This is a genomic window from Streptomyces sp. NPDC025618, from assembly GCF_055558795.1.
This window is the reverse complement of sequence record NZ_JBVHLW010000010.1, coordinates 104,442-125,544: the sequence shown is the minus strand read 5'-3', so window position 1 is coordinate 125,544 and position 21,103 is coordinate 104,442. Positions and strand designations below refer to the sequence as shown.

The window sequence follows — 21,103 nt, the reverse complement described above, 5'->3', positions numbered from 1 at the left end:
GGGGCGGCCCGCCAGGGCCGCCCCTCTCCGCATACCCGCCGAGGAATATGCTGGCCCGCATGACGACTGAGCCAGAACAGCAGATCGGAGTAGGGTCCCCGGACGCCTTCCAGCGGCTGTGGACGCCCCACCGGATGGCGTACATCCAGGGGGAGAACAAGCCGAGCGGTCCGGGTGCCGGTGACGGCTGTCCGTTCTGTTCGATTCCGGCCAAGTCCGACGAGGACGGCTTGATCGTCGCGCGGGGCGAGCGCGTCTACGCGGTGCTGAATCTGTATCCGTACAACGGCGGACACCTCATGGTCGTCCCGTTCCGCCACGTCGCCGACTACACCGAGCTCGACGAGGCCGAGACGCTGGAGCTCGCCGACTTCACCAAGCGGGCGATGGCCGCGCTGCGCACCGCCTCCGGGGCGCACGGTTTCAACATCGGCATGAACCAGGGCGACGCCGCGGGCGCGGGCATCGCCGCTCACCTGCACCAGCACGTGGTTCCGCGCTGGGGTGGCGACACCAATTTCATGCCGGTCGTCGGCCACACCAAGGTGCTGCCCCAACTGCTCGCGGACACCCGCAAGATGCTCGCGGACGCGTGGCCCGCCGCTGTCTGAGATCGGCCGGGTTCACCCGTATACCCGGACGGACGATGACACGCGTTCGTGAAAAGCGGGCAAATCTCCCAAAGTCTTAATAACAAGAAGTTCTAATGGTGCGGTGACTTTCCTTCACCGCCGTACCGTGTTGCGCGCGGCCGCCGGAGGCGCCCTCGCCGGGGCCGCCGTGGGCTGCGGCCGGGACGAAGGGTCCCCCGGCCCCCGGGCCGCCGACCCGTCCGTACGGTCGACGGCGCCGCCCCGGCCGTCCGGATCGCCGCCCGCCCTGGCCGCGCTTCCGGCGGGCCTGCCCGTGCAGATCGAGCATGGGCCCCGTACGGGCAGCGGCGTGGCGCTCACCTTCCACGGCCAGGGCGACCCGCGGTCCGCGACCGGGCTGCTGGGGGAGGCCGAGCGGGCCGGGGCGCGGGTGACCGTGCTCGCGGTCGGCGAATGGCTCGACGCCCATCCCGAGATGGCGCGACGGATCCTCGACGGCGGTCATGAGCTGGGCAACCACACCATGCGCCACCTCGACATCTCGGCGATGGGCGAGGCCGACGCCTATGCGGAGATCACCCGGTGCGCGGACCGGCTGCGCCGGCTGACGGGCGGGATCGGGCGCTGGTTCCGGCCGTCGCGCGCGCAGTTCGCCACGGACCGGGTGGCCGGGCTGGCGCGCAAGGCGGGCTATGAGCACGTCCTCTCCTACGACGTGGACTCCCTCGACTACACCGACCCGGGCGCGGAGGCGGTCCGGCGTACCGTGCTGGGCGCGGCGCGGCCGGGGTCGGTCGTGAGCCTGCACTTCGGGCACGACGGCACGGTGGCCGCGCTGCCCGCGATCCTCGACGGCCTGCACCGCCGCGGTCTGCGTGCGGTGACGACTACGGAGCTGCTGACCCGATGATCCAGTCCTCGTACGACCGACTCTGCCGTCGCTCTCCTCGCTCCCTTCGCCGTTCGCGTCTGCGACTGGCGCTGCTGTGTGCCGCCGCCGGTGCTCTTCTGGTCTCCGGTTGCGGCGGGGACTCCGGTGACGAGGCGGCGGGCGCGCATCCGCGTGAAGGGACGCACCGCAAGGCGCAGGCGGTTCCGCCGGGGCTGCCCGGGATGCCGCCGCTGCTGGATCCGCACGATCTGTACGCGGCGGACCGGCCGAACCTGCTCTCGCCGGTGGTGAAGGACTTTCCGTCGCGGGTGTATGTGCCCAATACGGAGTCGGATTCGGTCAGTGTCATCGACCCCAAGACGTACAAGGTGATCGAGACGATTCCGGTGGGTGCGCAGCCGCAGCACGTGGTGCCCTCGTGGGATCTGAAGACGCTGTGGGTCAACAACGACCGGGGGCACACGCTGACGCCCATCGACCCGGCGACCGGCAAGGCGGGGAAGCCGGTCGACGTGCACGATCCGTACAACCTCTATTTCACGCCCGACGGGAAGTACGCGGTGGTGATGGCGTCGATGGACCGGGAGCTGGTCTTCCGTGACGCGCACACCATGCGGCGGAAGAAGACGGAGCCGGTGAAGTGCAAGGGGGTCAATCACGCGGACTTCTCGCCGGACGGGAAGTATTTCATCGTGTCCTGTGAGTTCTCGGGGGAGCTGCTCAAGGTCGACACGGCGAAGATGAAGGTGATCGGCCAGCAGAAGCTGCCGTTCGACGGGGCCATGCCGCAGGACGTGAAGATCTCCTCGGACGGTAAGACGTGGTACATCGCGGACATGATGGCGGACGGCATCTGGGTGCTGGACGGTGACAAGTTCACGGAGCCGTGGCTGATGCCCACGGGCAAGGGCGCGCACGGGCTGTATGTCAGCCGGGACTCGAAGTCGATGTACATCTCCAACCGGGGCGAGGGTTCGATCTCGGTGCTGGACCTGCCGAGTCGCAAGCTGGTGGAGAAGTGGGAGCTGCCGGGTGGCGGCAGTCCGGACATGGGCGGGGTGTCGGCGGACGGCAAGGTGCTGTGGCTGTCGGGGCGTTATGACTCGGAGGTGTACGCGATCGACACCAGTGACGGGCACCTGATCGCCAAGATCCCGGTGGGCGCGGGGCCGCACGGGCTGGCGGTCTATCCGCAGCCGGGGCGGTATTCGCTGGGACACACCGGGATCTTCCGGTGAGGCCGGGCGGCTGACGGTGGGCCGGGGCGCCCCTTCGGGGGCGCCCCGTTCCTGGTTCAGGCGTTGTAGACGTCGGCGGCGCGCGGCTGGGGGTCCTGGATGGCGCCGCTGAGGTTCATCGCGCGGCCGGCGAAGCGCTCGGTGTTCACGCCGTTCTCCGCGAGGACGCGGAGGGCGGCCTCGTGGACGACGCGGAGGACCGGGGTGGTGGCGCGCAGGGCGTCGTCGGCCATGAAGCGGTGGCGCCAGGGCTTGTCGGCCCAGGCGTGGCGCAGGCCGAAGGGCTCGGGGAGGACGAGCTTGCCGCCCCAGAACTCCAGCAGGGGCGGGTACCAGGTGAGGGGGGCGCGGGCGGCGAGCCGGACGACCTCCTTGGCGGGCACGATGGACAGGTTCCGGGTGCGGGTCTCCCAGAATTTGACGGTCTTGGTGACGGTCTTCGTGCGGGGTGAGGGCTTGCCCATGAAGAGGCCGTGGACGGGGCCGAGCGCGTGGCCGGTGACCTCGATGCGCAGGGTCTTGTGCAGGACGGTGACGGTGATCAGGAGGGTGATGACGAGCTGGCCGTCCCAGAGGACGAACTGCACGCCGAGGTAGTGCCTGCTGCCGGCGCCGAACTGCTGCTCATTGCAGATCTTCTGGAGCTCCGCGCCCCGTATCTGGAAGCCGTCGGTGCCTTCGGGGCGGGAGACGGCGCCCGCGCCCTCGCCGACGGGGGAGACGACCCAGTGCTCGACGGCGGGGGCGGGGAAGCCGCCGGTGTGCAGGGGGCTGCGCTCGAGGAGGCGGAGTTGGTCGTGGATGGCGCGGATGACGTCCCAGCTGCGGAAGGGGTTGATCTCCTTCTCGGGGTCGGCGGGGACGAGTTCCTCGGCGAGCTGCCAGCTGCCCCAGCGGGTGCCCATGCCGAGTATGCCCTTGGGGCCGGCGTAGAAGACGACGTTGCTGTGCTGTTCGGCGGCGAGCCGTTCCAGGGACTGGCGCAGGCGCTCGGCGGCGGTCTCGCCGGGGTTCTTGGGGACGGCTTCGGGGATCTTGGCGCCGATGCCGCCGCCGGAGAGGAGTCCACTCCAGCGGTCGCGGAGGTCCTTGGCGGTGTTCTCGCAGACGCGGTGGGCGAGGAAGCCGCCGATGAGGGGGGCGATGAGCATGGCGCGGAGATAGATGCCCAGGAAGCCGTGGAAGGGCAGCTTGATCATGAAGATGACGCCGCCGATGGCGAGGGCGGCGAGGAGGGCCATGCCGAGGGCGCCGGCCCGCTTGTTCTGCGCGCCCGCGAGGGAGCGGCGCAGCTGGAAGGCGGCCAGCCAGAGGAGGACGCCGGGGAGGAAGAGCAGTCCGGCGACGAGCATGATGACGGTGAGGCGGATGTCGCGCTGTTTGCGGATGCGGCTGGCGGCGAGGCAGTGTTCGACGACGGGCTGGGGGTCGAGGCCGAAGGACTGGATGAGGGGCTTGCGGCCGCCGCCGAGGACGCGGAGCTGCACGGCGCGGGAGAACGCTTCGCCGAGGTTGGGCTCGAAAAGGGAGATGCGGGGTGGTTTGACCTCGGAGGTGGCCCAGTCGGAGTTGGCCTTGAGGAGTTCGTCGACGGGGCCGTCGCGGTAGGCGGCCGAGGCGAGTGCCTGGGTCGCGGCGGTCTGCCCGGAGGAGCCCGAGAGGGGGATCTGTGCCCCCGGGCTGAAGTCGAACGGATCCCCTGCTGCCACTGCTGCCCCCAATGCCGCGCATGCCCGATTACGCTGCCGCTTCCGACGGCCGCCCGTGTCATACGTGTTGGTCCGCGTATCCAGCGTATCCGGGCGGGGTGCCGGCTGTCGCCGGAGATCGCAAAGCCGCCCGTCCCTGTGGAGTTGGGGCGGGCGGCTTGCGAACTATGCTCCGTTCTCGGTGAGTTCGCCGATGCGCTCGGCGAGCTGAGGGGGCATCGGTTCGTGGCGGGCGTAGGTGCGGGTGAAGCGGCCGGTGCCGTGGGAGAGGGAGCGCAGGTCCACGGCGTAGCGCCCGATCTCGATCTCGGGGACCTCGGCCCGTACGAGGGTGCGGCCGCTGCCGGACTGCTCGGTGCCGACGACGCGGCCGCGGCGGCCGGAGAGATCGCTCATGACGGGGCCGACGTAGTCGTCGGAGACGAGGATCTCCATCTCGGCGACGGGTTCGAGGAGGTGGATGCGGGTGTCGGCGGCGGCTTCGCGCAGGGCGAGGGCGCCGGCGGTCTGGAAGGCGGCGTCGGAGGAGTCGACGGAGTGGGCCTTGCCGTCGAGGAGGGTGACGCGGACGTCGACCAGGGGGTATCCGGCGGCGACGCCGCGGGCGGCCTGGGCCCGTACGCCCTTCTCGACGGAGGGGATGAACTGGCGGGGGACGGCGCCGCCGACCACCTTGTCGACGAATTCGATGCCGGAGCCGCCGGGGAGCGGTTCGACCTCGATCTCGCAGATGGCGTACTGGCCGTGGCCGCCGGACTGCTTGACGTGGCGGCCGCGGCCGGTGGCCTTGGAGCCGAAGGTCTCGCGGAGGGACACCTTGTGCGGGACGGTGTCGACGCGTACGCCGTAGCGGGTGCGCAGACGCTCCAGGGCGACGTCGCGGTGGGCCTCGCCCAGGCACCACAGGACGACCTGGTGGGTGTGCTGGTTCTGTTCGAGGCGCATGGTGGGGTCTTCGGCGACGAGGCGGGCGAGGCCCTGGGAGAGCTTGTCCTCGTCGGCCTTGCTGTGGGCCTGGATGGCCACGGGCAGCAGGGGGTCGGGCAGTTGCCAGGGCTCCATCAGGAGTGGGGTGTTCCGGGCGGAGAGGGTGTCGCCGGTCTCGGCGTGGCCGAGTTTGGCGACGCAGGCGATGTCTCCGGCGATGGCCTGGTTCAGCTGGCGCTGGTGCTTGCCGAAGGGGGAGGAGAGGGCGCCGACGCGTTCGTCGATGTCGTGGTTCTCGTGGCCGCGGTCCTCCAGGCCGTGGCCGGAGACGTGCACGGTCTCGTCGGGGCGCAGGGTGCCGGAGAAGACGCGGACGAGGGAGATCCGGCCGACGTAGGGGTCGGAGGAGGTCTTGATGACCTCGGCGGCGAGGGGGCCGGCGGGGTCACAGGCCAGGGGGGCGTGGGGGCGGCCGTCGGGGGTGGTGACGGCGGGGGCCGTGCGCTCCAGGGGGGTGGGGAAGCCGCCGGTGATCAGTTCCAGCAGTTCGACGGTGCCCAGGCCCTGGCGGGCGCCCTCGGCGGCGGGGGCGGCGGCGAGGACGGGGTGGAAGGTGCCGCGTGCGACGGCGCGTTCGAGGTCCTCGATCAGGGTCTTGACGTCGATCTCCTCACCGCTGAGATAGCGGTCCATGAGGGTCTCGTCCTCGCTCTCGGCGATGATCCCCTCGATGAGCCGGTCGCGGGCCTCCGCGATGAGCGGGAGCTGGTCGGGGCCGGGGGCGGCCTCGGTGCGTTCGCCGGAGGAGTAGTCGAGGACGCTCTGGGAGAGGAGGCCGATGAGGCCGGCGACGGTGCGGTGGCCGTCGGGTCCCTCGGGGCCGTGGAGGGGGAGGTAGAGCGGGAGCACCCGGTCGGGGGAGTCGTCGCCGAAGGCGGTGCGGCAGGTCTCGGTCATCGCCTCGAAGTCGGCGCGCGCGGCCTCCAGGTGGGTGATCACGATGGCGCGGGGCATGCCGACGGCGGCGCATTCCTCCCAGACCATGCGGGTGGCGCCGGTGATGCCCTCGGTGCCCTCGGCGGCGGAGACGACGAAGAGGGCCGCGTCCGCCGCGCGCAGACCGGCCCTCAGCTCGCCGACGAAGTCGGCGTAGCCGGGTGCGTCCAGGAGGTTGATCTTGATCCCGGCCCATTCGACGGGGACCAGGGACAGCTGTACGGAGCGCTGCTGGCGGTGCTCGATCTCGTCGTAGTCGGAGAGGGCGCCGCCGTCCTCGACCCGGCCCGCCCGGTTGACGGCCCCGGTGGCCAGGGCCAGTGCTTCCACGAGTGTGGTCTTTCCGGAGCCGCTGTGGCCGACCAGCACCACGTTGCGCACCTGGCTCGGCCGGTCGGCCGCTACTGCCCTGCCCGCGGCCCCTGGGTATGTGCCCGTCTTCTCGCCCATGTGTGTCCCGCCTCCCGGTCGACACCTGCGGTACTTCGAGCTTTCCACTGCGGTAACGCTGCGTCCATACATCGCACACGCAGGCGTATACCGGAAGCCGTTCTTCGGCGGCGGGTGGGTGTGGCCGGAAACGGCCCGGGAACGGGCGGGGAGCGCGCCGTGACGGTGTCGTGGCTCGGCCGTGGCGAGGGGGTCGGGGGCCGGGTGGAGTGATGCGTGCGCGGCTGCCCCCGGCCGCCTGGCTACGATGGGCCAGCCGGTGGCCTCCTGACCACGCGGCCCGCCACGACCCTCCGGGAAGGCCATGCTGAACAAGTACGCGCGTGCGTTCTTCACGCGTGTTCTCACGCCGTTCGCCGCCCTGCTCATCCGCCTGGGCGTCAGCCCCGACGCGGTCACCCTCATCGGGACCGGCGGTGTGATGGCGGGCGCGCTGGTCTTCTACCCCCAGGGCGAGTTCTTCTGGGGCACGGTCGTCATCACGCTGTTCGTCTTCTCCGACCTGGTCGACGGCAACATGGCCCGCCAGCTCGGCCGGTCCAGCCGCTGGGGCGCCTTCCTGGACTCCACGCTCGACCGGGTGGCCGACGCGGCGATCTTCGGCGGCCTGGCCCTGTGGTACGCCGGGCGGGGCGACAGCCTCACCCTGTGCGCGGTGACGATCTTCTGCCTGGCCAGCGGCCAGGTGGTCTCCTACACCAAGGCGCGCGGCGAGAGCATCGGTCTGCCGGTGAACGTCAACGGCCTGGTCGAGCGCGCCGAGCGGCTCGTCATCTCGCTGGTGGCCTGCGGCTTCGCCGGCCTGCACAAGTTCGGCGTGCCCGGGATCCAGTACCTGCTGCCCGTCGCGCTGTGGATCGTGGCCGCCGGCAGCCTGGTGACGCTGGTGCAGCGCGTGGTGACCGTGCGCCGGGAGGCCGCCGAGGCGGACGCCCTCGCGGCCGCCACGGAGGACCGGGGGGACGGCGCCGCGTGAGGGAGAAGCTGACCGACGCTCTGTACGGGCTCGGCTGGGCCACGGTCAAGAAGCTTCCGGAGCCCGTGGCCGTCGCGCTGGGGCGGCGGATAGCGGACACGGTCTGGAAGCGGCGCGGCAAGGGCGTGCTGCGCCTGGAGGCCAACCTCGCCCGGGTGCTGCCCGACGCCGGCCCGGGGCGCCTGGCCCAGCTCTCGCGCGCGGGCATGCGCTCGTACATGCGCTACTGGATGGAGTCCTTCCGGCTGCCTGCCTGGAGCGCGGAGCGCGTCCGCGAGGGCTTCACCCCGGAGGACCTGCACCGGCTCGAGGAAGGGCTGGCGAGCGGCCGCGGTGTGGTGCTCGCCCTGCCCCACATGGGCAACTACGACCTCGCGGGCGCCTGGGTCACCACCCGGCTCGGAGTCCCCTTCACCACCGTCGCCGAGCGGCTCAAGCCCGAGTCGCTCTACGACCGGTTCGTGGCCTACCGCGAGGGGCTCGGCATGGAGGTGCTCCCGCACGCGGGCGGCAGCGCCTTCGGGACGCTCGCGCGGCGGCTGCGCTCCGGGGGGCTGGTCTGCCTGGTGGCCGACCGCGATCTGTCCTCCTCCGGGATAGAGGTCAAGTTCTTCGGCGAGGCCGCGAAGATGCCCGCGGGGCCCGCGATGCTGGCGGTGCAGACCGGAGCGCTGCTGCTCCCGGTGACCCTCTGGTACGACAGCTCGCCCGTGATGCGCGGGAAGATCCACGCCCCGGTGGAGGTGCCCGAGACGGGCACCCGCGCGGAGAAGGCCGCCGCCATGACCCAGCAGCTCGCGGACGCCTTCGCCTCCGGCATCGCCGAGCACCCCCAGGACTGGCATATGCTCCAGCGACTGTGGCTCGCCGACCTCGGCCGGCGCGATGATGAGCCCACCGACAAGAGCTCCGGAACGGAGAAGCCTTGAGGATCGGGATCGTCTGTCCTTATTCGTGGGACGTCCCCGGCGGCGTCCAGTTCCACATCAGGGATCTGGCCGAGCACCTCATCCGGCTGGGCCACGAGGTCTCCGTCCTGGCCCCGGCGGACGACGAGACGCCGCTGCCGCCCTTCGTCGTCTCGGCGGGCCGCGCCGTGCCGGTGCCCTACAACGGCTCGGTGGCCCGGCTGAACTTCGGCTTCCTGTCGGCCGCGCGGGTGCGCCGCTGGCTGCACGACGGCGACTTCGACGTCATCCACATCCATGAACCCACCTCCCCCTCCCTGGGACTGCTGACCTGCTGGGCCGCGCAGGGCCCGATCGTGGCGACCTTCCACACCTCCAACCCGCGCTCGCGCGCCATGATCGCGGCCTACCCGATCCTCCAGCCGGCGCTGGAGAAGATCAGCGCGCGGATCGCGGTGAGCGAATACGCCCGCCGGACGCTCGTCGAGCACCTGGGCGGCGACGCCGTCGTCATCCCCAACGGCGTCGACGTGGACTTCTTCGCCCGCGCCACGCCCAAGGAGGAGTGGCAGGGCACTGCCGAGGCCCCGACGATCGGCTTCGTGGGCCGCATCGACGAGCCCCGCAAGGGCCTGCCCGTCCTGATGCGCGCCCTGCCGAAGATCCTCGCGGAGTGCCCCGGCACCCGGCTCCTGGTGGCCGGGCGGGGCGACGAGGAGGAAGCCGTCGCGAGCCTGCCCCCGGAGATGCGGGACCGCGTCGAATTCCTCGGCATGGTCAGCGACGAGGACAAGGCACGGCTGCTGCGCAGCGTCGACGTCTACGTGGCGCCGAACACCGGCGGCGAGTCCTTCGGCATCATCCTCGTCGAGGCGATGTCCGCGGGCGCGGTCGTCCTCGCCAGCGACCTGGACGCCTTCGCGCAGGTCCTCGACCAGGGGTCGGCGGGCGAGCTGTTCGCCAACGAGGACGCGGACGCGCTGGCCGCCGCCGCCGTACGGCTGCTGGGCGACCCCGCGCAGCGGGCCGGGCTCAGCGAGCGGGGCAGCAAGCACGTACGCCGCTTCGACTGGTCGAGGGTCGGCGCGGACATCCTCGCCGTCTACGAGACGGTGACGGCCGGCGCGGCCTCGGTCGCCGCCGACGAACGCACCGGCCTCTTCGCCCGCTTCGGGCTGGCGAGGGACTGACCGGACCGCCCCGACCGGCCCGGCGGCGGGGCCCCGGCGCACCGGGACCCCGCCCGTGCTCAGGCGTTGCTCGGAGCCTTCTCCAGGCGCTCCCGGGAACCGGATCCGGCCGTGCCGAACAGGCCCTGCCCGTGCGCGGACCGGAAGCGCCTGCTGCGTCGCACCGTGGCCACGACCACCAGGCCCAGCAGGGTGAAGGACTCTATTCGCCCGGTCAAGGGCACCACGTCGACCGGCAGTGTCAGCGCCAGCACCGTGCTCAGGGCCGCGTCCAGCAACTGCACACAGCCCCAGAGAGTGGTCAGCCCGCGCAGCGCCGCCCGGTACGCCGGCATCTCGTGCCAGGCGCGCTCGGCGTCCGCCGCCGCGGCTTCGGTGCGCAGCCGCTCGCCGAGCCGGAAGGCGAAGGGCCGAGCCGTGGAGAGCGTGGCCAGGATCCATATGCCCAGCAGCGCCGGCAGCGCGGCGTCCTTCAGGAGCAGCACCCGCGGATTCCCGCTGATCAGTGAGGTCGCGGCGGAGAGGGCGAGCAGCCCGACGATGAACAGGTCGAAGAACTCCACGCGCCGGCGGACGACGGCCGTGCCGAGCGCGTGCGCGGCCGGGACCGCGCCGCTGATCAGGAGGGCCTGCCACTGGGCCGCTCCCTGAGCCCGCATCACGTAATAAAGGGCGAGCGGAAGCGCGATGTCGACGGTCAGCGGGGCGAGCAGGGCTCGCTTGGAACGCGGTTCCATGGGTGCCTCCGTGGGGTGCGGCGTCCTGATCCCGAAGTTAGGCGCGGCCCGGGTGGAGGCGGATCGGCGCCAGGGTAGAGGTCCGGGTGGATGTCCGCGCGTGGCCGGGTCCACCCGTGGGTGGAGGCCGGGCGCGGAGCCGGGCCTTCGGCGAGCGGTAACGTGGGCCGGCGTGACCACTGTGATCTGGATCGTCGCCGCGCTCGTCGTCATCGGCGTCTATCTGAGCTGGACCGCCGGCCGGCTGGACCGCCTGCACAGCCGCATCGACGCCGCGCGCGCCGCGCTGGACGCCCAGCTGTTGCGGCGGGCCTCGGTCGCCCAGGAGCTGGCCACGGCCGGGGTCCTCGATCCGGCCGCCTCGATCGTGCTCTACCAGGCCGCGCACGCGGCCCGGCAGGCCGAGGAGGAACACCGCGAGGTCGCCGAGAGCGAGCTGAGCCAGGCGCTGCGGGCGGTCTTCGCCGAGGTGCCGCAGGTCGAGGCGGTACGGGCGGCGCCGGGTGGCGAGGAGTCGCTCGGCGAGCTGACGGCGGCGGTCCGCAGGGTGCCCATGGCGCGGCGCTTCCACAACGACGCCGTCCGCGCGGCCCGGGCGGTCCGTACGCACCGGGTGGTGCGGTGGTTCCGGCTGGCGGGCCACGCGCCGTTCCCCCTCGCCTTCGAGATGGACGACGAGCCGCCGGTCGCCCTGGGCGACGGAGCGCACGACTGATCGGGGGTGCCCCCGATCAGCCGGCTGACCCGGCTGCCCGCTGCTGATCCGGGACGCCTGTGCGCTGTGCGCGCCCGGCCGGGGTCGGAGGGGGCCGCTTCGCCTGCCTGCGGTTGATCTGGGCCGGCGCCCGCGCCTCCGGGGCCGCCCGGGCGATGCCCGAGGCATCCGTCGGCCGCCGAACCCGATGGAGTCCGCACGCGCCGCCGGCCCGGCGTAACCCCCCACGCGCCGCCGCGTCCCGCCGTACACCCCGCCCGTACGCCCGCCCTGGCCCGCGCATCCAGCCCGGCGTGCGCCCGGCCCGCGCACCCCGCCTGGCCCGCGCACCCCACCCCCCACCGCGCCCGACGCCACCCCCTGACCTCGGTAAAGCCGACAGCCTTCCGCCCCCTGACAAGCCACCGTCCTCGAATTGGCCCTTTTTCCTGGGCCCAGGTGGCCGCTTGTATGAGGGAGCAGCTTCACCGCCCTTGATAGCGAGGTCACAACGTGTCCAGCACGTCCCCCAGCCCCACCACCCCCGAGACCGGCACCGCGCGCGTCAAGCGCGGCATGGCCGAGCAGCTCAAGGGCGGTGTGATCATGGACGTCGTCACGCCCGAGGAAGCCAAGATCGCCGAGGACGCGGGCGCTGTCGCGGTCATGGCCCTGGAGCGGGTCCCCGCGGACATCCGCAAGGACGGCGGCGTGGCCCGGATGTCCGACCCGGACATGATCGACGGCATCATCAACGCCGTCTCCATCCCGGTGATGGCCAAGTCCCGCATCGGGCACTTCGTCGAGGCCCAGGTGCTCCAGTCCCTCGGTGTCGACTACATCGACGAGTCCGAGGTCCTCACCCCGGCCGACGAGGTCAACCACAGCGACAAGTGGGCCTTCACCACCCCCTTCGTCTGCGGTGCCACCAACCTGGGCGAGGCGCTGCGCCGGATCGCCGAGGGCGCGGCCATGATCCGCTCGAAGGGCGAGGCCGGCACCGGCAACGTCGTCGAGGCCGTGCGTCACCTGCGGCAGATCAAGGGCGAGATCGCCCGTCTGCGCGGTTACGACAACAACGAGCTGTACGCCGCCGCCAAGGAGCTGCGCGCCCCGTACGAGCTCGTCAAGGAGGTCGCCGAGCTCGGCAAGCTGCCGGTCGTGCTGTTCTCCGCCGGTGGTGTCGCCACGCCGGCCGACGCCGCGCTGATGCGCCAGCTCGGTGCGGAGGGCGTGTTCGTCGGCTCCGGCATCTTCAAGTCCGGTGACCCGGCCAAGCGTGCCGCGGCCATCGTGAAGGCCACCACGTTCTACGACGACCCGAGCGTCATCGCGGACGTCTCCCGCAACCTGGGCGAGGCCATGGTCGGCATCAACTGCGACACCCTCCCCGAGGCGGAGCGCTACGCCAACCGCGGCTGGTAATCCCGTTGTCCTTGCACGGTGGGCGGCCCGCAGCTGCGGGCCGCCCACCGGCCGTCCCGCGTCGAGAGGTACCCACCGTGTCCACCGCCGACAGCCCCGTCATCGGCGTACTCGCCCTCCAGGGTGACGTCCGCGAGCACCTGATCGCCCTCGCCGCGGCGGACGCCGTCGCGCGCCCGGTCCGCCGCCCCGAGGAACTCGACGGCCTCGACGGCCTGGTGATCCCCGGTGGCGAGTCCACCACCATGTCCAAGCTGGCCGTCGCCTTCGGCATGCTGGAACCGCTGCGCGAGCGCGTACGGGCCGGACTGCCCGTCTACGGCACCTGCGCCGGCATGATCATGGTCGCGGACAAGCTGCTGGACGGCCGCGAGGACCAGGAGACCCTGGGCGGCATCGACATGATCGTGCGCCGCAACGCCTTCGGCCGCCAGAACGAGTCCTTCGAGGCGTCCGTCGAGGTGTCCGGCATCGCGGGCGGACCCGTCGAGGGCGTCTTCATCCGCGCGCCCTGGGTCGAGTCCGTCGGCGCGGGCGCCGAGGTGCTGGCCACCTACGACGGTCACACGGTCGCCGTGCGGCAGGGCAACGTCCTCGCGACCTCCTTCCACCCGGAGCTCACCGGCGACCACCGCGTGCACGCGCTGTTCGTGGAGATCGCCCGGAACCACGCCCACGGCCGGCTCGTTGCGGACGACGGGGGTGCCCGCGTCACCGCCGCCTGAGGGTGGGCGTTGGGAGACCGGGGGGCCGATCCCGGTAGGATCACAGTCGTTCGTTCAGAATTTGGTTACGCGAAGGAGACAGGCGGATGTCCGGCCACTCTAAATGGGCTACGACTAAGCACAAGAAGGCCGTGATCGACGCCAAGCGCGGCAAGCTCTTCGCGAAGATGATCAAGAACATCGAGGTCGCCGCCCGCACCGGCGGTGCCGATCCGGCCGGCAACCCGACGCTGTTCGACGCCATCCAGAAGGCGAAGAAGAGCTCGGTCCCCAACAAGAACATCGACAGCGCCGTCAAGCGCGGCGCCGGTCTCGAGGCGGGCGGCGCCGACTACGAGACGATCATGTACGAGGGCTACGGCCCGAACGGTGTCGCCGTGCTCATCGAGTGCCTCACCGACAACCGCAACCGCGCCGCCTCCGACGTCCGCGTCGCCATGACCCGCAACGGCGGCTCCATGGCCGACCCCGGCTCGGTGTCCTACCTCTTCAACCGCAAGGGCGTCGTCATCGTCCCCAAGGGCGAGCTCAGCGAGGACGACGTCCTCGGCGCGGTCCTGGACGCGGGCGCCGAGGAGGTCAACGACCTCGGCGAGACCTTCGAGGTCCTCAGCGAGGCCACCGACCTGGTCGCGGTCCGCAGCGCGCTCCAGGAGCAGGGCATCGACTACGACTCCGCCGAGGCCAACTTCGTCCCCACCATGCAGGTGGAGCTCGACGAGGAAGGCGCGCGCAAGATCTTCAAGCTGATCGACGCGCTGGAGGACAGCGACGACGTGCAGAACGTCTTCGCCAACTTCGACGTCTCCGACGAGGTCATGGCCAAGGTCGACGCCTGACGCACAGGCACGCGCGACGGGCTCACCGACGGGCCGACGGGACACCACCCGTCGGCCCGTCGGCGTGATCCGCCGTTGTCAGTGGCAGCCGATAGCCTGCGACGGCAGCGGGAACACACGGCCGTACGGCGAAGGGGAGGGCACGCGATGCGGGTGCTGGGGGTCGACCCGGGGCTGACCCGGTGCGGTGTCGGCGTGGTCGACGGCGTGGCCGGGCGGCCGCTGCGCATGCTCGGCGTCGGTGTCGTACGCACGCCCGCCGACGCCCCGGTCGCCGACCGCCTCGTCCTCATCGAGCGCGGCATGGAGCAGTGGCTGGACGAGCACCGCCCCGAATGCGTCGCCGTGGAGCGGGTCTTCAGCCAGCACAACGTGAGCACCGTGATGGGCACCGCGCAGGCCAGTGCCGTGGCCATGCTCTGCGCGGCCCGCCGCGGCCTGCCCGTCGCCCTGCACACCCCCAGCGAGGTCAAGGCCGCCGTCACCGGCTCGGGCCGGGCCGACAAGGCGCAGGTCGGCGCGATGGTCACCCGCCTGCTCCGGCTCGACGCGCCGCCCAAGCCGGCCGACGCCGCCGACGCCCTCGCTCTCGCCATCTGTCATATCTGGCGGGCCCCCGCGACCAACCGCCTCCAGGAGGCCGTCGCCGCCCACCGCCGCACCACGCGCCCGCGGGACGCGGCCGTACGCAATCTGAAGGGCACCGCATGATCGCCTTCGTCTCCGGGCCGGTCGCGGCCCTGGCCCCCGACACCGCCGTCGTCCAGGTCGGCGGCATCGGCATGGCCGTCCTGTGCACCCCGAACACCCTCTCCGGCCTGCGCGTCGGCCAGGAGGCCAAGCTCGCGACCTCCCTCGTGGTGCGCGAGGACTCCCTCACGCTCTACGGCTTCGCCGACGACGACGAGCGGCAGGTCTTCGAGCTGCTCCAGACCGCCAGCGGCGTCGGCCCGCGGCTGGCCCAGGCCATGCTCGCCGTGCACTCCCCGGACGCCCTGCGCCGCGCCGTCTCCACCGGTGACGAGAAGGCGCTCACCGCCGTGCCCGGCATCGGCAAGAAGGGCGCGCAGAAGCTGCTCCTGGAGCTCAAGGACCGCCTCGGCGAGCCGGTCGGCTCCGGCACGGCCGCGGGGCCGGGTGCCGCGGCCGGCTCGGGCGCCGCCGGCTGGCGCGAGCAGCTGCACGCCGCGCTCGTCGGCCTGGGCTACGCCGCGCGCGAGGCGGACGAGGCCGTGTCGGCTGTGGCACCGCAGGCCGAGGCCACGGTGGCCGCGGGCGCCGTGCCCCAGGTCGGGCAGCTGCTGCGCGCGGCCCTCCAGACCCTGAACCGGGCCCGGTGACCGGCCGCCGGGGCCCACGCGCCGCCTGGGCCCGGACGCACGCCGCACCCCGACCGTCACGAATCGCGAGGCACCACCCGTGAACTGGGAAGACGACCCCGAATCCGCCGCGGCCGACCGGCTGGTCGGCACCACCGCCGACGGCGAGGACCAGGCCGTCGAGGCCGCCCTGCGCCCGAAGGACCTCGGCGAGTTCGTCGGCCAGGAGCGCGTGCGGGAGCAGCTCGACCTCGTCCTGAAGGCCGCGCGCGCCCGTAACGCCACGGCCGACCACGTCCTGCTCTCCGGCGCCCCCGGGCTCGGCAAGACCACCCTCTCGATGATCATCGCGGCCGAGATGGGCGCCCCCATCCGCATCACCTCCGGCCCCGCCATCCAGCACGCCGGTGATCTCGCGGCCATCCTGTCCTCCCTCACCGAGGGCGAGGTCCTCTTCCTCGACGAGATCCACCGCATGTCCCGGCCCGCCGAGGAGATGCTCTACATGGCGATGGAGGACTTCCGGGTCGACGTCATCGTCGGCAAGGGCCCCGGCGCCACCGCCATCCCGCTGGAGCTGCCGCCCTTCACCCTCGTCGGCGCGACCACCCGGGCCGGGCTGCTGCCGCCCCCGCTGCGCGACCGCTTCGGCTTCACCGGGCACATGGAGTTCTACGCCCCCGCCGAGCTGGAGCGGGTCATCCACCGCTCCGCCCGCCTGCTCGACGTGGAGACCGACGCGGAGGGCGCCGCCGAGATCGCCGGCCGCTCCCGGGGCACGCCCCGCATCGCCAACCGCCTCCTGCGCCGCGTCCGTGACTTCGCCCAGGTCAAGGCCGACGGTGTCATCACCCGGGAGGTCGCCGCACAGGCGCTCGATGTCTACGAGGTCGACGCCCGCGGCCTCGACCGGCTGGACCGCGCCGTGCTGACGGCGCTGCTCAAGCTCTTCGGCGGCGGCCCCGTCGGCCTCTCCACCCTGGCCGTCGCCGTGGGCGAGGAGCGCGAGACGGTCGAGGAGGTCGCCGAGCCCTTCCTCGTACGGGAAGGGCTGCTGGCCCGTACGCCCAGGGGCCGCGTCGCCACGCCCGCGGCCTGGGCACACCTCGGTCTCGAGCCGCCGGGGCGGCCGGCGGGCGGGGCCGGGGGACCGGGGCTCTTCGACGCGTGACGGCGCGTGGGCTGGTCCGGTCAGGAACCCCGGTGCCATGCTGAGCGTTGTTCCCTAGGCGCGGACTCGCTTAGACTCCGCCGATGCCGTCCGTATCGGTGCGGCATACCACCCCCGTAGACCAGGCCGCGCCTCCGTGGTCGTGTGAAGGAAACCCCGTCCCGTGAATATCATGACTCTCCTGCCGTTCATCGTGCTTATCGGGGCCATGTTCCTGATGACCCGGTCGGCCAAGAACAAGCAGCGCCAGGCGGCCCAGATGCGCGACCAGATGCAGCCGGGCACCGGCGTGCGGACGATCGGCGGCATGTACGCCACCGTCAAGGAGGTCAACGACGACTCGGTCCTCCTCGAGATCGCCCCTGGTGTGCACGCCATCTACGCGAAGAACTCCATCGGCGCCGTTCTCCAGGACGAGGAGTACAACCGCATCGTCCACGGCATCGAGCCCGACGAGTCCGAGACCCCTGTCGTCCCGGACGACGCCTCGTCGCTGACCGACACCCCGGCCGAGAAGAAGATCGACCTCGGCAAGGAGACCCCCGCCGAGGACAAGGCCGACAAGGGCGAGAAGGCCGCCGGGGCGGACACGGCCGAGGCGAAGGACGCCGAGCGGGACGGCAAGCCGGGCGACACCGACGCCAAGTAGCACCACCCGGGAACCGCGGAGCACTCACCGATCAGTGCGCCGCGGTTCCCTTTCGGTCTAGGCTCCGGCGGGGGCAGGTCCCCACAACACTTCGTGGCCGTCCGGGAAACCTCCGACGCCGGGCGGTTGGACAGGGAGAAACGACAAGGTGGCAGCACCGAAGAAGGGCCGCAGGTCCCCGGGCGGCCAGGGCAGGCCGGGCCGTGTCCTGGCCCTGATCCTGATCGCCATGGTGGCGCTCACCGGGGGAATGTTCGCCTCCGGGCGCACCACCCCGCGGCTGGGTATCGACCTCGCTGGTGGCACCAGCTTCACGCTGAAGGCCAAGAACGAACCCGGCAAGCCCAATGCGATCAACGACACCAACATGAACACGGCCGTCGGCATCATCGAGCGGCGTGTCAACGGCCTCGGTGTCACCGAGGCCGAGGTTCAGACGCAGGGCCGCGACCACATCGTCGTGAACATCCCCAAGGGGACGAACGCCGAGCAGGCCCGGCAGCAGGTCGGCACGACCGCCAAGCTGGGCTTCCGGCCCGTGCTGAGCGTGGCCCCCGGTGCCAAGACGCCCGAGCAGCCCAGCTCCAGCCCCTCCGCCGCGGGCAAGGACAAGGGTGGTGACAAGAGCAAGGACGACAAGAACAAGCCGTCCGGCTCCCCGTCCGCGAGCGCCAGCCCGCAGGGCCGCGCCGTCACCGACGCCCTGAAGGCCGACGCCGCCACCACCCCGAGCGCCTCCGCCTCCGCGGGCACGGACGACAAGGGTGCCAAGAAGGACGACAAGTCCAAGCAGGACAACAACCCCTCGCCGGCCCCCGCCGACGTCGCCGCGCTCCAGAAGAAGCTCGACGCGCTGGACTGCTCCACCAAGGAAGGCCGCTCCAACGCGAGCGAGGCCGCCGCGCGCTCCGCGGCGACCGACATGATCGCCGCGTGCAAGAAGGACGGCTCCGCCAAGGAGATCCTCGGCCCGGTGTCCGTGGAGGGCACCGGCGTCAGCAGCGCCTCGGCCGTCTTCGACAGCCAGCAGGGCCGCGGCTGGCTCGTCCAGCTGAAGTTCACCTCCGGCGGCTCCAAGAAGTTCGCCGACGTGACCGGCCAGCTGGCCACCAAGCAGTCCCCGCAGAACCAGTTCGCGATCGTCCTGGACGGCGAGGTCGTCTCCGACCCCTCCGTCTCCAGCTCGATCAACGGCGGCCAGGCGGAGATCTCCGGCGGCTTCACCCAGCAGAGCGCCCAGGACCTGGCCAACGTGCTGTCCTACGGTGCCCTGCCGCTGTCCTTCAGCGTCGAGACCGAGACGACCGTCACCGCGGCGCTCGGCGGCGAGCAGCTGCGCGCCGGTCTCATCGCCGGTGCCATCGGCCTCGCCCTGGTGATCATCTACCTGGTGGCGTACTACCGCGGGCTCGCGCTCGTCGCCCTCGCCAGCCTCCTGTGCTCCGCGATCCTCACCTACGTGATCATGGTGCTGCTGGGGCAGGCCATCGGCTTCGCGCTCAACCTGCCGGCCGTCTGCGGTGCGATCGTCGCGATCGGTATCACCGCCGACTCCTTCATCGTCTACTTCGAACGCATCCGGGACGAGATCCGCGAGGGCCGTTCGCTGCGCCCGGCCGTCGAGCGGGGCTGGCCGCGCGCCCGCCGCACGATCCTGGTCTCCGACTTCGTGTCCTTCCTCGCCGCCGCGGTGCTCTTCATCGTCACCGTCGGCAAGGTCCAGGGCTTCGCGTTCACCCTCGGTCTGACCACCCTCCTCGACGTCGTGGTGGTCTTCCTCTTCACCAAGCCGCTCATGACGCTTCTCGCGCGCCGCAAGTTCTTCGCCAGCGGCCATCCGTGGTCCGGGCTCGACCCCAAGCGGCTCGGCGCCAAGCCGCCGCTGCGGTCGTCCCGCCGCCGCCCCTCCGCCCCCGTCGACCCCAAGGAGGCGTGAGATGTCGAAACTCGGCAACCTCGGCGCCCGGCTCTACCGCGGTGAGGTCGGCTACGACTTCGTCGGCAAGCGGAAGATCTGGTACGGCATCTCGATCCTCATCACGATCACGGCCATCGTCGGCCTGGCCGTGCGCGGCCTGAACATGGGCATCGAGTTCTCCGGCGGCGCGGTCTTCACCACGCCCACCACCTCCGTCTCGGCCGAGCAGGCCCAGCGGACCGCGCAGGACGCCTCCGGCCACCCCGCCATCGTCCAGAAGCTCGGCAACAAGACGCTGCGCGTCCAGGTCAGCGAGCTGTCCACCGAGCAGTCGCGGACGACCCAGGCGGCGCTGGCCAAGAAGCTCGACGTCCCGCTGAACAAGATCAACGCCGATATCGTCGGCCCCAGCTGGGGCGACCAGATCGCCAACAAGGCATGGACGGGCCTCGCGGTCTTCATGATCCTGGTGGTGATCTACCTCGCGATCGCCTTCGAGTGGCGGATGGCCATCGCCGCCCTCATCGCCCTGATCCACGACCTCACCATCACCGTCGGGGTGTACGCCCTGGTGGGCTTCGAGGTCACCCCGGGCACGGTGATCGGTCTGCTGACCATCCTCGGTTACTCCCTCTACGACACCGTCGTCGTCTTCGACGGTCTGAAGGAGAGCTCGAAGGACCTCACCAAGCAGACCCGCTGGACCTACAGCGAGATCGCCAACCGCAGTCTCAACGGCACCCTGGTGCGCTCCATCAACACCACCGTCGTGGCGCTGCTGCCGGTCGCCGGCCTGCTCTTCATCGGCGGCGGCTTCCTGGGCGCGGGCATGCTCAACGACATCTCCCTCGCCCTCTTCGTCGGCCTCGCGGCCGGCGCGTACTCCTCGATCTTCATCGCCACCCCGCTGGTCGCCGACCTCAAGGAGCGCGACCCGCAGATGCGGGCCCTGGCCAAGCGGGTGGCGGCCAAGCGCGCCGCCGCGGCGGCCAAGGCCGAGTCGGGCGAGGTCGAGCCGCAGGACGCCGAGCCCGTCGGCGAGGAGCCCGAGGACGCGACCCCGGCCGGCATCGTCCGCCAGGCCACGCCCCGCAACCGCGGTGGCCGCGGCCGTCCCTCGGGGAAGCGCCGATGAGCACCGTGGAGGTCGGCATGACCGACGAGAAGCTGCGTGAGGCGCTGCTGGCGCACATCCACGACGTCCCGGACTATCCGAAGCCGGGCGTGATGTTCAAGGACATCACCCCGCTGCTCGCGGACGCCGAGGCGTTCGGCCTGCTCACCGACACCTTCGCCGGGCTCTGCGAGCGCCTGGGCGCGACCAAGGTCGTCGGCCTGGAGGCCCGCGGGTTCATCCTGGGCGCCCCGGTCGCCGTCCGCGCGGGCGTCGGCTTCATCCCCGTGCGCAAGGCCGGCAAGCTCCCCGGAGCCTGCCTGGCGCAGTCGTACGAGCTGGAGTACGGCACCGCCGAGATCGAGATGCACGCCGACGCGGTGGGCCCGGGCGACCGGGTGCTCGTCATCGACGACGTGCTGGCCACCGGTGGCACGGCGGAGGCGGCGCTCCAGCTGATCCACCGGGCCGGTGCCGAGGTCGCGGGCGTCGCCGTGCTGATGGAGCTCGGCTTCCTCGACGGCCGGCGGCGGCTGGCCGAGGGCCTCGGCGAAGCGCCGCTGGAGGCGCTGATCACGCTCTGACCCGTACGGGACAGCGGCGTCGCGCACGACGACGCGGGGCGGGCACCGG

The 21,103-nt window shown here is 71.8% G+C and carries 20 protein-coding genes; 17 read left to right on the top strand and 3 right to left on the bottom strand.

Annotated features, from left to right (window positions below; translation table 11 throughout):
- Positions 1 to 47 precede the first annotated feature (47 nt).
- The 3 genes from ACZ4A5_RS12585 (at position 48) to ACZ4A5_RS12575 (ending at position 2,723) form a co-directional block, all read left to right on the top strand.
- Entirely contained in the window at positions 48 to 611 is a 564-nt protein-coding gene (locus ACZ4A5_RS12585; protein ID WP_398872866.1) for an HIT family protein, read from the top strand.
- 103 nt (positions 612 to 714) lie between these two features.
- On the top strand, positions 715 to 1,503 hold the full coding sequence (locus ACZ4A5_RS12580; protein WP_467581904.1) for a polysaccharide deacetylase family protein: 789 nt from the start codon (positions 715 to 717) through the stop codon (positions 1,501 to 1,503).
- Complete coding sequence (locus ACZ4A5_RS12575; protein ID WP_467581902.1) at positions 1,500 to 2,723, top strand: YVTN family beta-propeller repeat protein; 1,224 nt, start codon at positions 1,500 to 1,502, stop codon at positions 2,721 to 2,723. The genes ACZ4A5_RS12580 and ACZ4A5_RS12575 overlap by 4 nt, the downstream gene beginning before the upstream one ends.
- 56 nt (positions 2,724 to 2,779) lie before the next feature.
- On the opposite strand, the gene ACZ4A5_RS12570 is transcribed toward ACZ4A5_RS12575, so the two are convergent.
- Together ACZ4A5_RS12570 and ACZ4A5_RS12565 are read right to left on the bottom strand one after the other, a co-directional pair.
- Positions 2,780 to 4,432 (bottom strand): hypothetical protein, encoded by a 1,653-nt coding sequence (locus ACZ4A5_RS12570; RefSeq protein WP_467581900.1) that lies wholly within the window; start codon positions 4,430 to 4,432, stop codon positions 2,780 to 2,782.
- A 165-nt stretch (positions 4,433 to 4,597) separates the two neighbouring features.
- Positions 4,598 to 6,805 carry an elongation factor G-like protein EF-G2 gene (locus ACZ4A5_RS12565; protein WP_467581898.1) on the bottom strand — a complete coding sequence of 736 codons (2,208 nt, stop codon included), beginning with the start codon at positions 6,803 to 6,805 and terminating at the stop codon, positions 4,598 to 4,600.
- Between the two features lie 304 nt (positions 6,806 to 7,109).
- Here ACZ4A5_RS12565 and pgsA point away from each other — a divergent pair, with 304 nt between their 5' ends.
- The 3 genes from pgsA to ACZ4A5_RS12550 are packed head-to-tail and all read left to right on the top strand — an operon-like array spanning position 7,110 to position 9,879.
- Positions 7,110 to 7,781 (top strand): phosphatidylinositol phosphate synthase, encoded by a 672-nt coding sequence (gene pgsA / locus ACZ4A5_RS12560; protein WP_398872856.1) that lies wholly within the window; start codon positions 7,110 to 7,112, stop codon positions 7,779 to 7,781.
- Complete coding sequence (locus tag ACZ4A5_RS12555) at positions 7,778 to 8,710, top strand: phosphatidylinositol mannoside acyltransferase (RefSeq protein WP_467581896.1); 933 nt, start codon at positions 7,778 to 7,780, stop codon at positions 8,708 to 8,710. Before pgsA ends, ACZ4A5_RS12555 begins: the two co-directional genes overlap by 4 nt.
- Entirely contained in the window at positions 8,707 to 9,879 is a 1,173-nt protein-coding gene (locus tag ACZ4A5_RS12550; RefSeq protein ID WP_467581894.1) for a glycosyltransferase family 4 protein, read from the top strand. Before ACZ4A5_RS12555 ends, ACZ4A5_RS12550 begins: the two co-directional genes overlap by 4 nt.
- Positions 9,880 to 9,938: 59 nt before the next feature.
- On the opposite strand, the gene ACZ4A5_RS12545 is transcribed toward ACZ4A5_RS12550, so the two are convergent.
- Complete coding sequence (locus ACZ4A5_RS12545) at positions 9,939 to 10,616, bottom strand: VC0807 family protein (RefSeq protein WP_467581892.1); 678 nt, start codon at positions 10,614 to 10,616, stop codon at positions 9,939 to 9,941.
- Positions 10,617 to 10,788: 172 nt separating this feature from the next.
- On the opposite strand from ACZ4A5_RS12545, the gene ACZ4A5_RS12540 reads away from it, so the two are divergent.
- The 11 genes from ACZ4A5_RS12540 (at position 10,789) to ACZ4A5_RS12490 (ending at position 21,054) form a co-directional block, all read left to right on the top strand.
- Positions 10,789 to 11,331, top strand: coding sequence for a hypothetical protein (locus tag ACZ4A5_RS12540; RefSeq protein WP_398872848.1), 543 nt, complete (start codon positions 10,789 to 10,791; stop codon positions 11,329 to 11,331).
- Between the two features lie 492 nt (positions 11,332 to 11,823).
- Positions 11,824 to 12,735 carry a pyridoxal 5'-phosphate synthase lyase subunit PdxS gene (pdxS, locus tag ACZ4A5_RS12535; RefSeq protein WP_361522429.1) on the top strand — a complete coding sequence of 304 codons (912 nt, stop codon included), beginning with the start codon at positions 11,824 to 11,826 and terminating at the stop codon, positions 12,733 to 12,735.
- Between the two features lie 77 nt (positions 12,736 to 12,812).
- Positions 12,813 to 13,460 (top strand): pyridoxal 5'-phosphate synthase glutaminase subunit PdxT, encoded by a 648-nt coding sequence (gene pdxT / locus ACZ4A5_RS12530; RefSeq protein WP_467581890.1) that lies wholly within the window; start codon positions 12,813 to 12,815, stop codon positions 13,458 to 13,460.
- A gap of 86 nt (positions 13,461 to 13,546) precedes the next feature.
- Positions 13,547 to 14,299 (top strand): YebC/PmpR family DNA-binding transcriptional regulator, encoded by a 753-nt coding sequence (locus tag ACZ4A5_RS12525; RefSeq protein WP_398872844.1) that lies wholly within the window; start codon positions 13,547 to 13,549, stop codon positions 14,297 to 14,299.
- Between the two features lie 147 nt (positions 14,300 to 14,446).
- The gene (gene ruvC, locus ACZ4A5_RS12520) at positions 14,447 to 15,010 is read left to right on the top strand and encodes a crossover junction endodeoxyribonuclease RuvC (protein ID WP_467581888.1); all 564 of its coding nucleotides are present in this window, start codon (positions 14,447 to 14,449) and stop codon (positions 15,008 to 15,010) included.
- Positions 15,007 to 15,639, top strand: a complete 633-nt coding sequence (ruvA, locus tag ACZ4A5_RS12515; RefSeq protein WP_467581886.1) for a Holliday junction branch migration protein RuvA — start codon at positions 15,007 to 15,009, stop codon at positions 15,637 to 15,639. Before ruvC ends, ruvA begins: the two co-directional genes overlap by 4 nt.
- A 79-nt stretch (positions 15,640 to 15,718) precedes the next feature.
- The gene (gene ruvB, locus ACZ4A5_RS12510; protein ID WP_467581884.1) at positions 15,719 to 16,789 is read left to right on the top strand and encodes a Holliday junction branch migration DNA helicase RuvB; all 1,071 of its coding nucleotides are present in this window, start codon (positions 15,719 to 15,721) and stop codon (positions 16,787 to 16,789) included.
- Between the two features lie 163 nt (positions 16,790 to 16,952).
- Positions 16,953 to 17,438 (top strand): preprotein translocase subunit YajC, encoded by a 486-nt coding sequence (gene yajC, locus ACZ4A5_RS12505; protein WP_467581882.1) that lies wholly within the window; start codon positions 16,953 to 16,955, stop codon positions 17,436 to 17,438.
- Positions 17,439 to 17,586: 148 nt separating this feature from the next.
- Positions 17,587 to 19,374 (top strand): protein translocase subunit SecD, encoded by a 1,788-nt coding sequence (secD, locus tag ACZ4A5_RS12500; protein WP_467581880.1) that lies wholly within the window; start codon positions 17,587 to 17,589, stop codon positions 19,372 to 19,374.
- Between the two features lies 1 nt (position 19,375).
- Positions 19,376 to 20,491: a protein translocase subunit SecF gene (secF, locus tag ACZ4A5_RS12495; RefSeq protein ID WP_467581878.1), complete on the top strand. Its 1,116-nt coding sequence runs from the start codon at positions 19,376 to 19,378 to the stop codon at positions 20,489 to 20,491.
- Positions 20,488 to 21,054 carry an adenine phosphoribosyltransferase gene (locus ACZ4A5_RS12490; protein ID WP_467581876.1) on the top strand — a complete coding sequence of 189 codons (567 nt, stop codon included), beginning with the start codon at positions 20,488 to 20,490 and terminating at the stop codon, positions 21,052 to 21,054. The genes secF and ACZ4A5_RS12490 overlap by 4 nt, the downstream gene beginning before the upstream one ends.
- Positions 21,055 to 21,103 lie beyond the last annotated feature (49 nt).

Coding starts and splice junctions, on each gene's coding strand:
- ACZ4A5_RS12585 (WP_398872866.1), top strand. CDS start 48: ATGCTGGCCCGCATGACGACTGAGCCAGAACAGCAGATCGGAGTAGGG.
- ACZ4A5_RS12575 (WP_467581902.1), top strand. CDS start 1,500: ATGATCCAGTCCTCGTACGACCGACTCTGCCGTCGCTCTCCTCGCTCC.
- ACZ4A5_RS12565 (WP_467581898.1), bottom strand. CDS start 6,805: ATGGGCGAGAAGACGGGCACATACCCAGGGGCCGCGGGCAGGGCAGTA.
- pgsA (WP_398872856.1), top strand. CDS start 7,110: ATGCTGAACAAGTACGCGCGTGCGTTCTTCACGCGTGTTCTCACGCCG.
- ACZ4A5_RS12545 (WP_467581892.1), bottom strand. CDS start 10,616: ATGGAACCGCGTTCCAAGCGAGCCCTGCTCGCCCCGCTGACCGTCGAC.
- ACZ4A5_RS12525 (WP_398872844.1), top strand. CDS start 13,547: ATGTCCGGCCACTCTAAATGGGCTACGACTAAGCACAAGAAGGCCGTG.
- ruvC (WP_467581888.1), top strand. CDS start 14,447: ATGCGGGTGCTGGGGGTCGACCCGGGGCTGACCCGGTGCGGTGTCGGC.
- ruvA (WP_467581886.1), top strand. CDS start 15,007: ATGATCGCCTTCGTCTCCGGGCCGGTCGCGGCCCTGGCCCCCGACACC.
- secF (WP_467581878.1), top strand. CDS start 19,376: ATGTCGAAACTCGGCAACCTCGGCGCCCGGCTCTACCGCGGTGAGGTC.
- ACZ4A5_RS12490 (WP_467581876.1), top strand. CDS start 20,488: ATGAGCACCGTGGAGGTCGGCATGACCGACGAGAAGCTGCGTGAGGCG.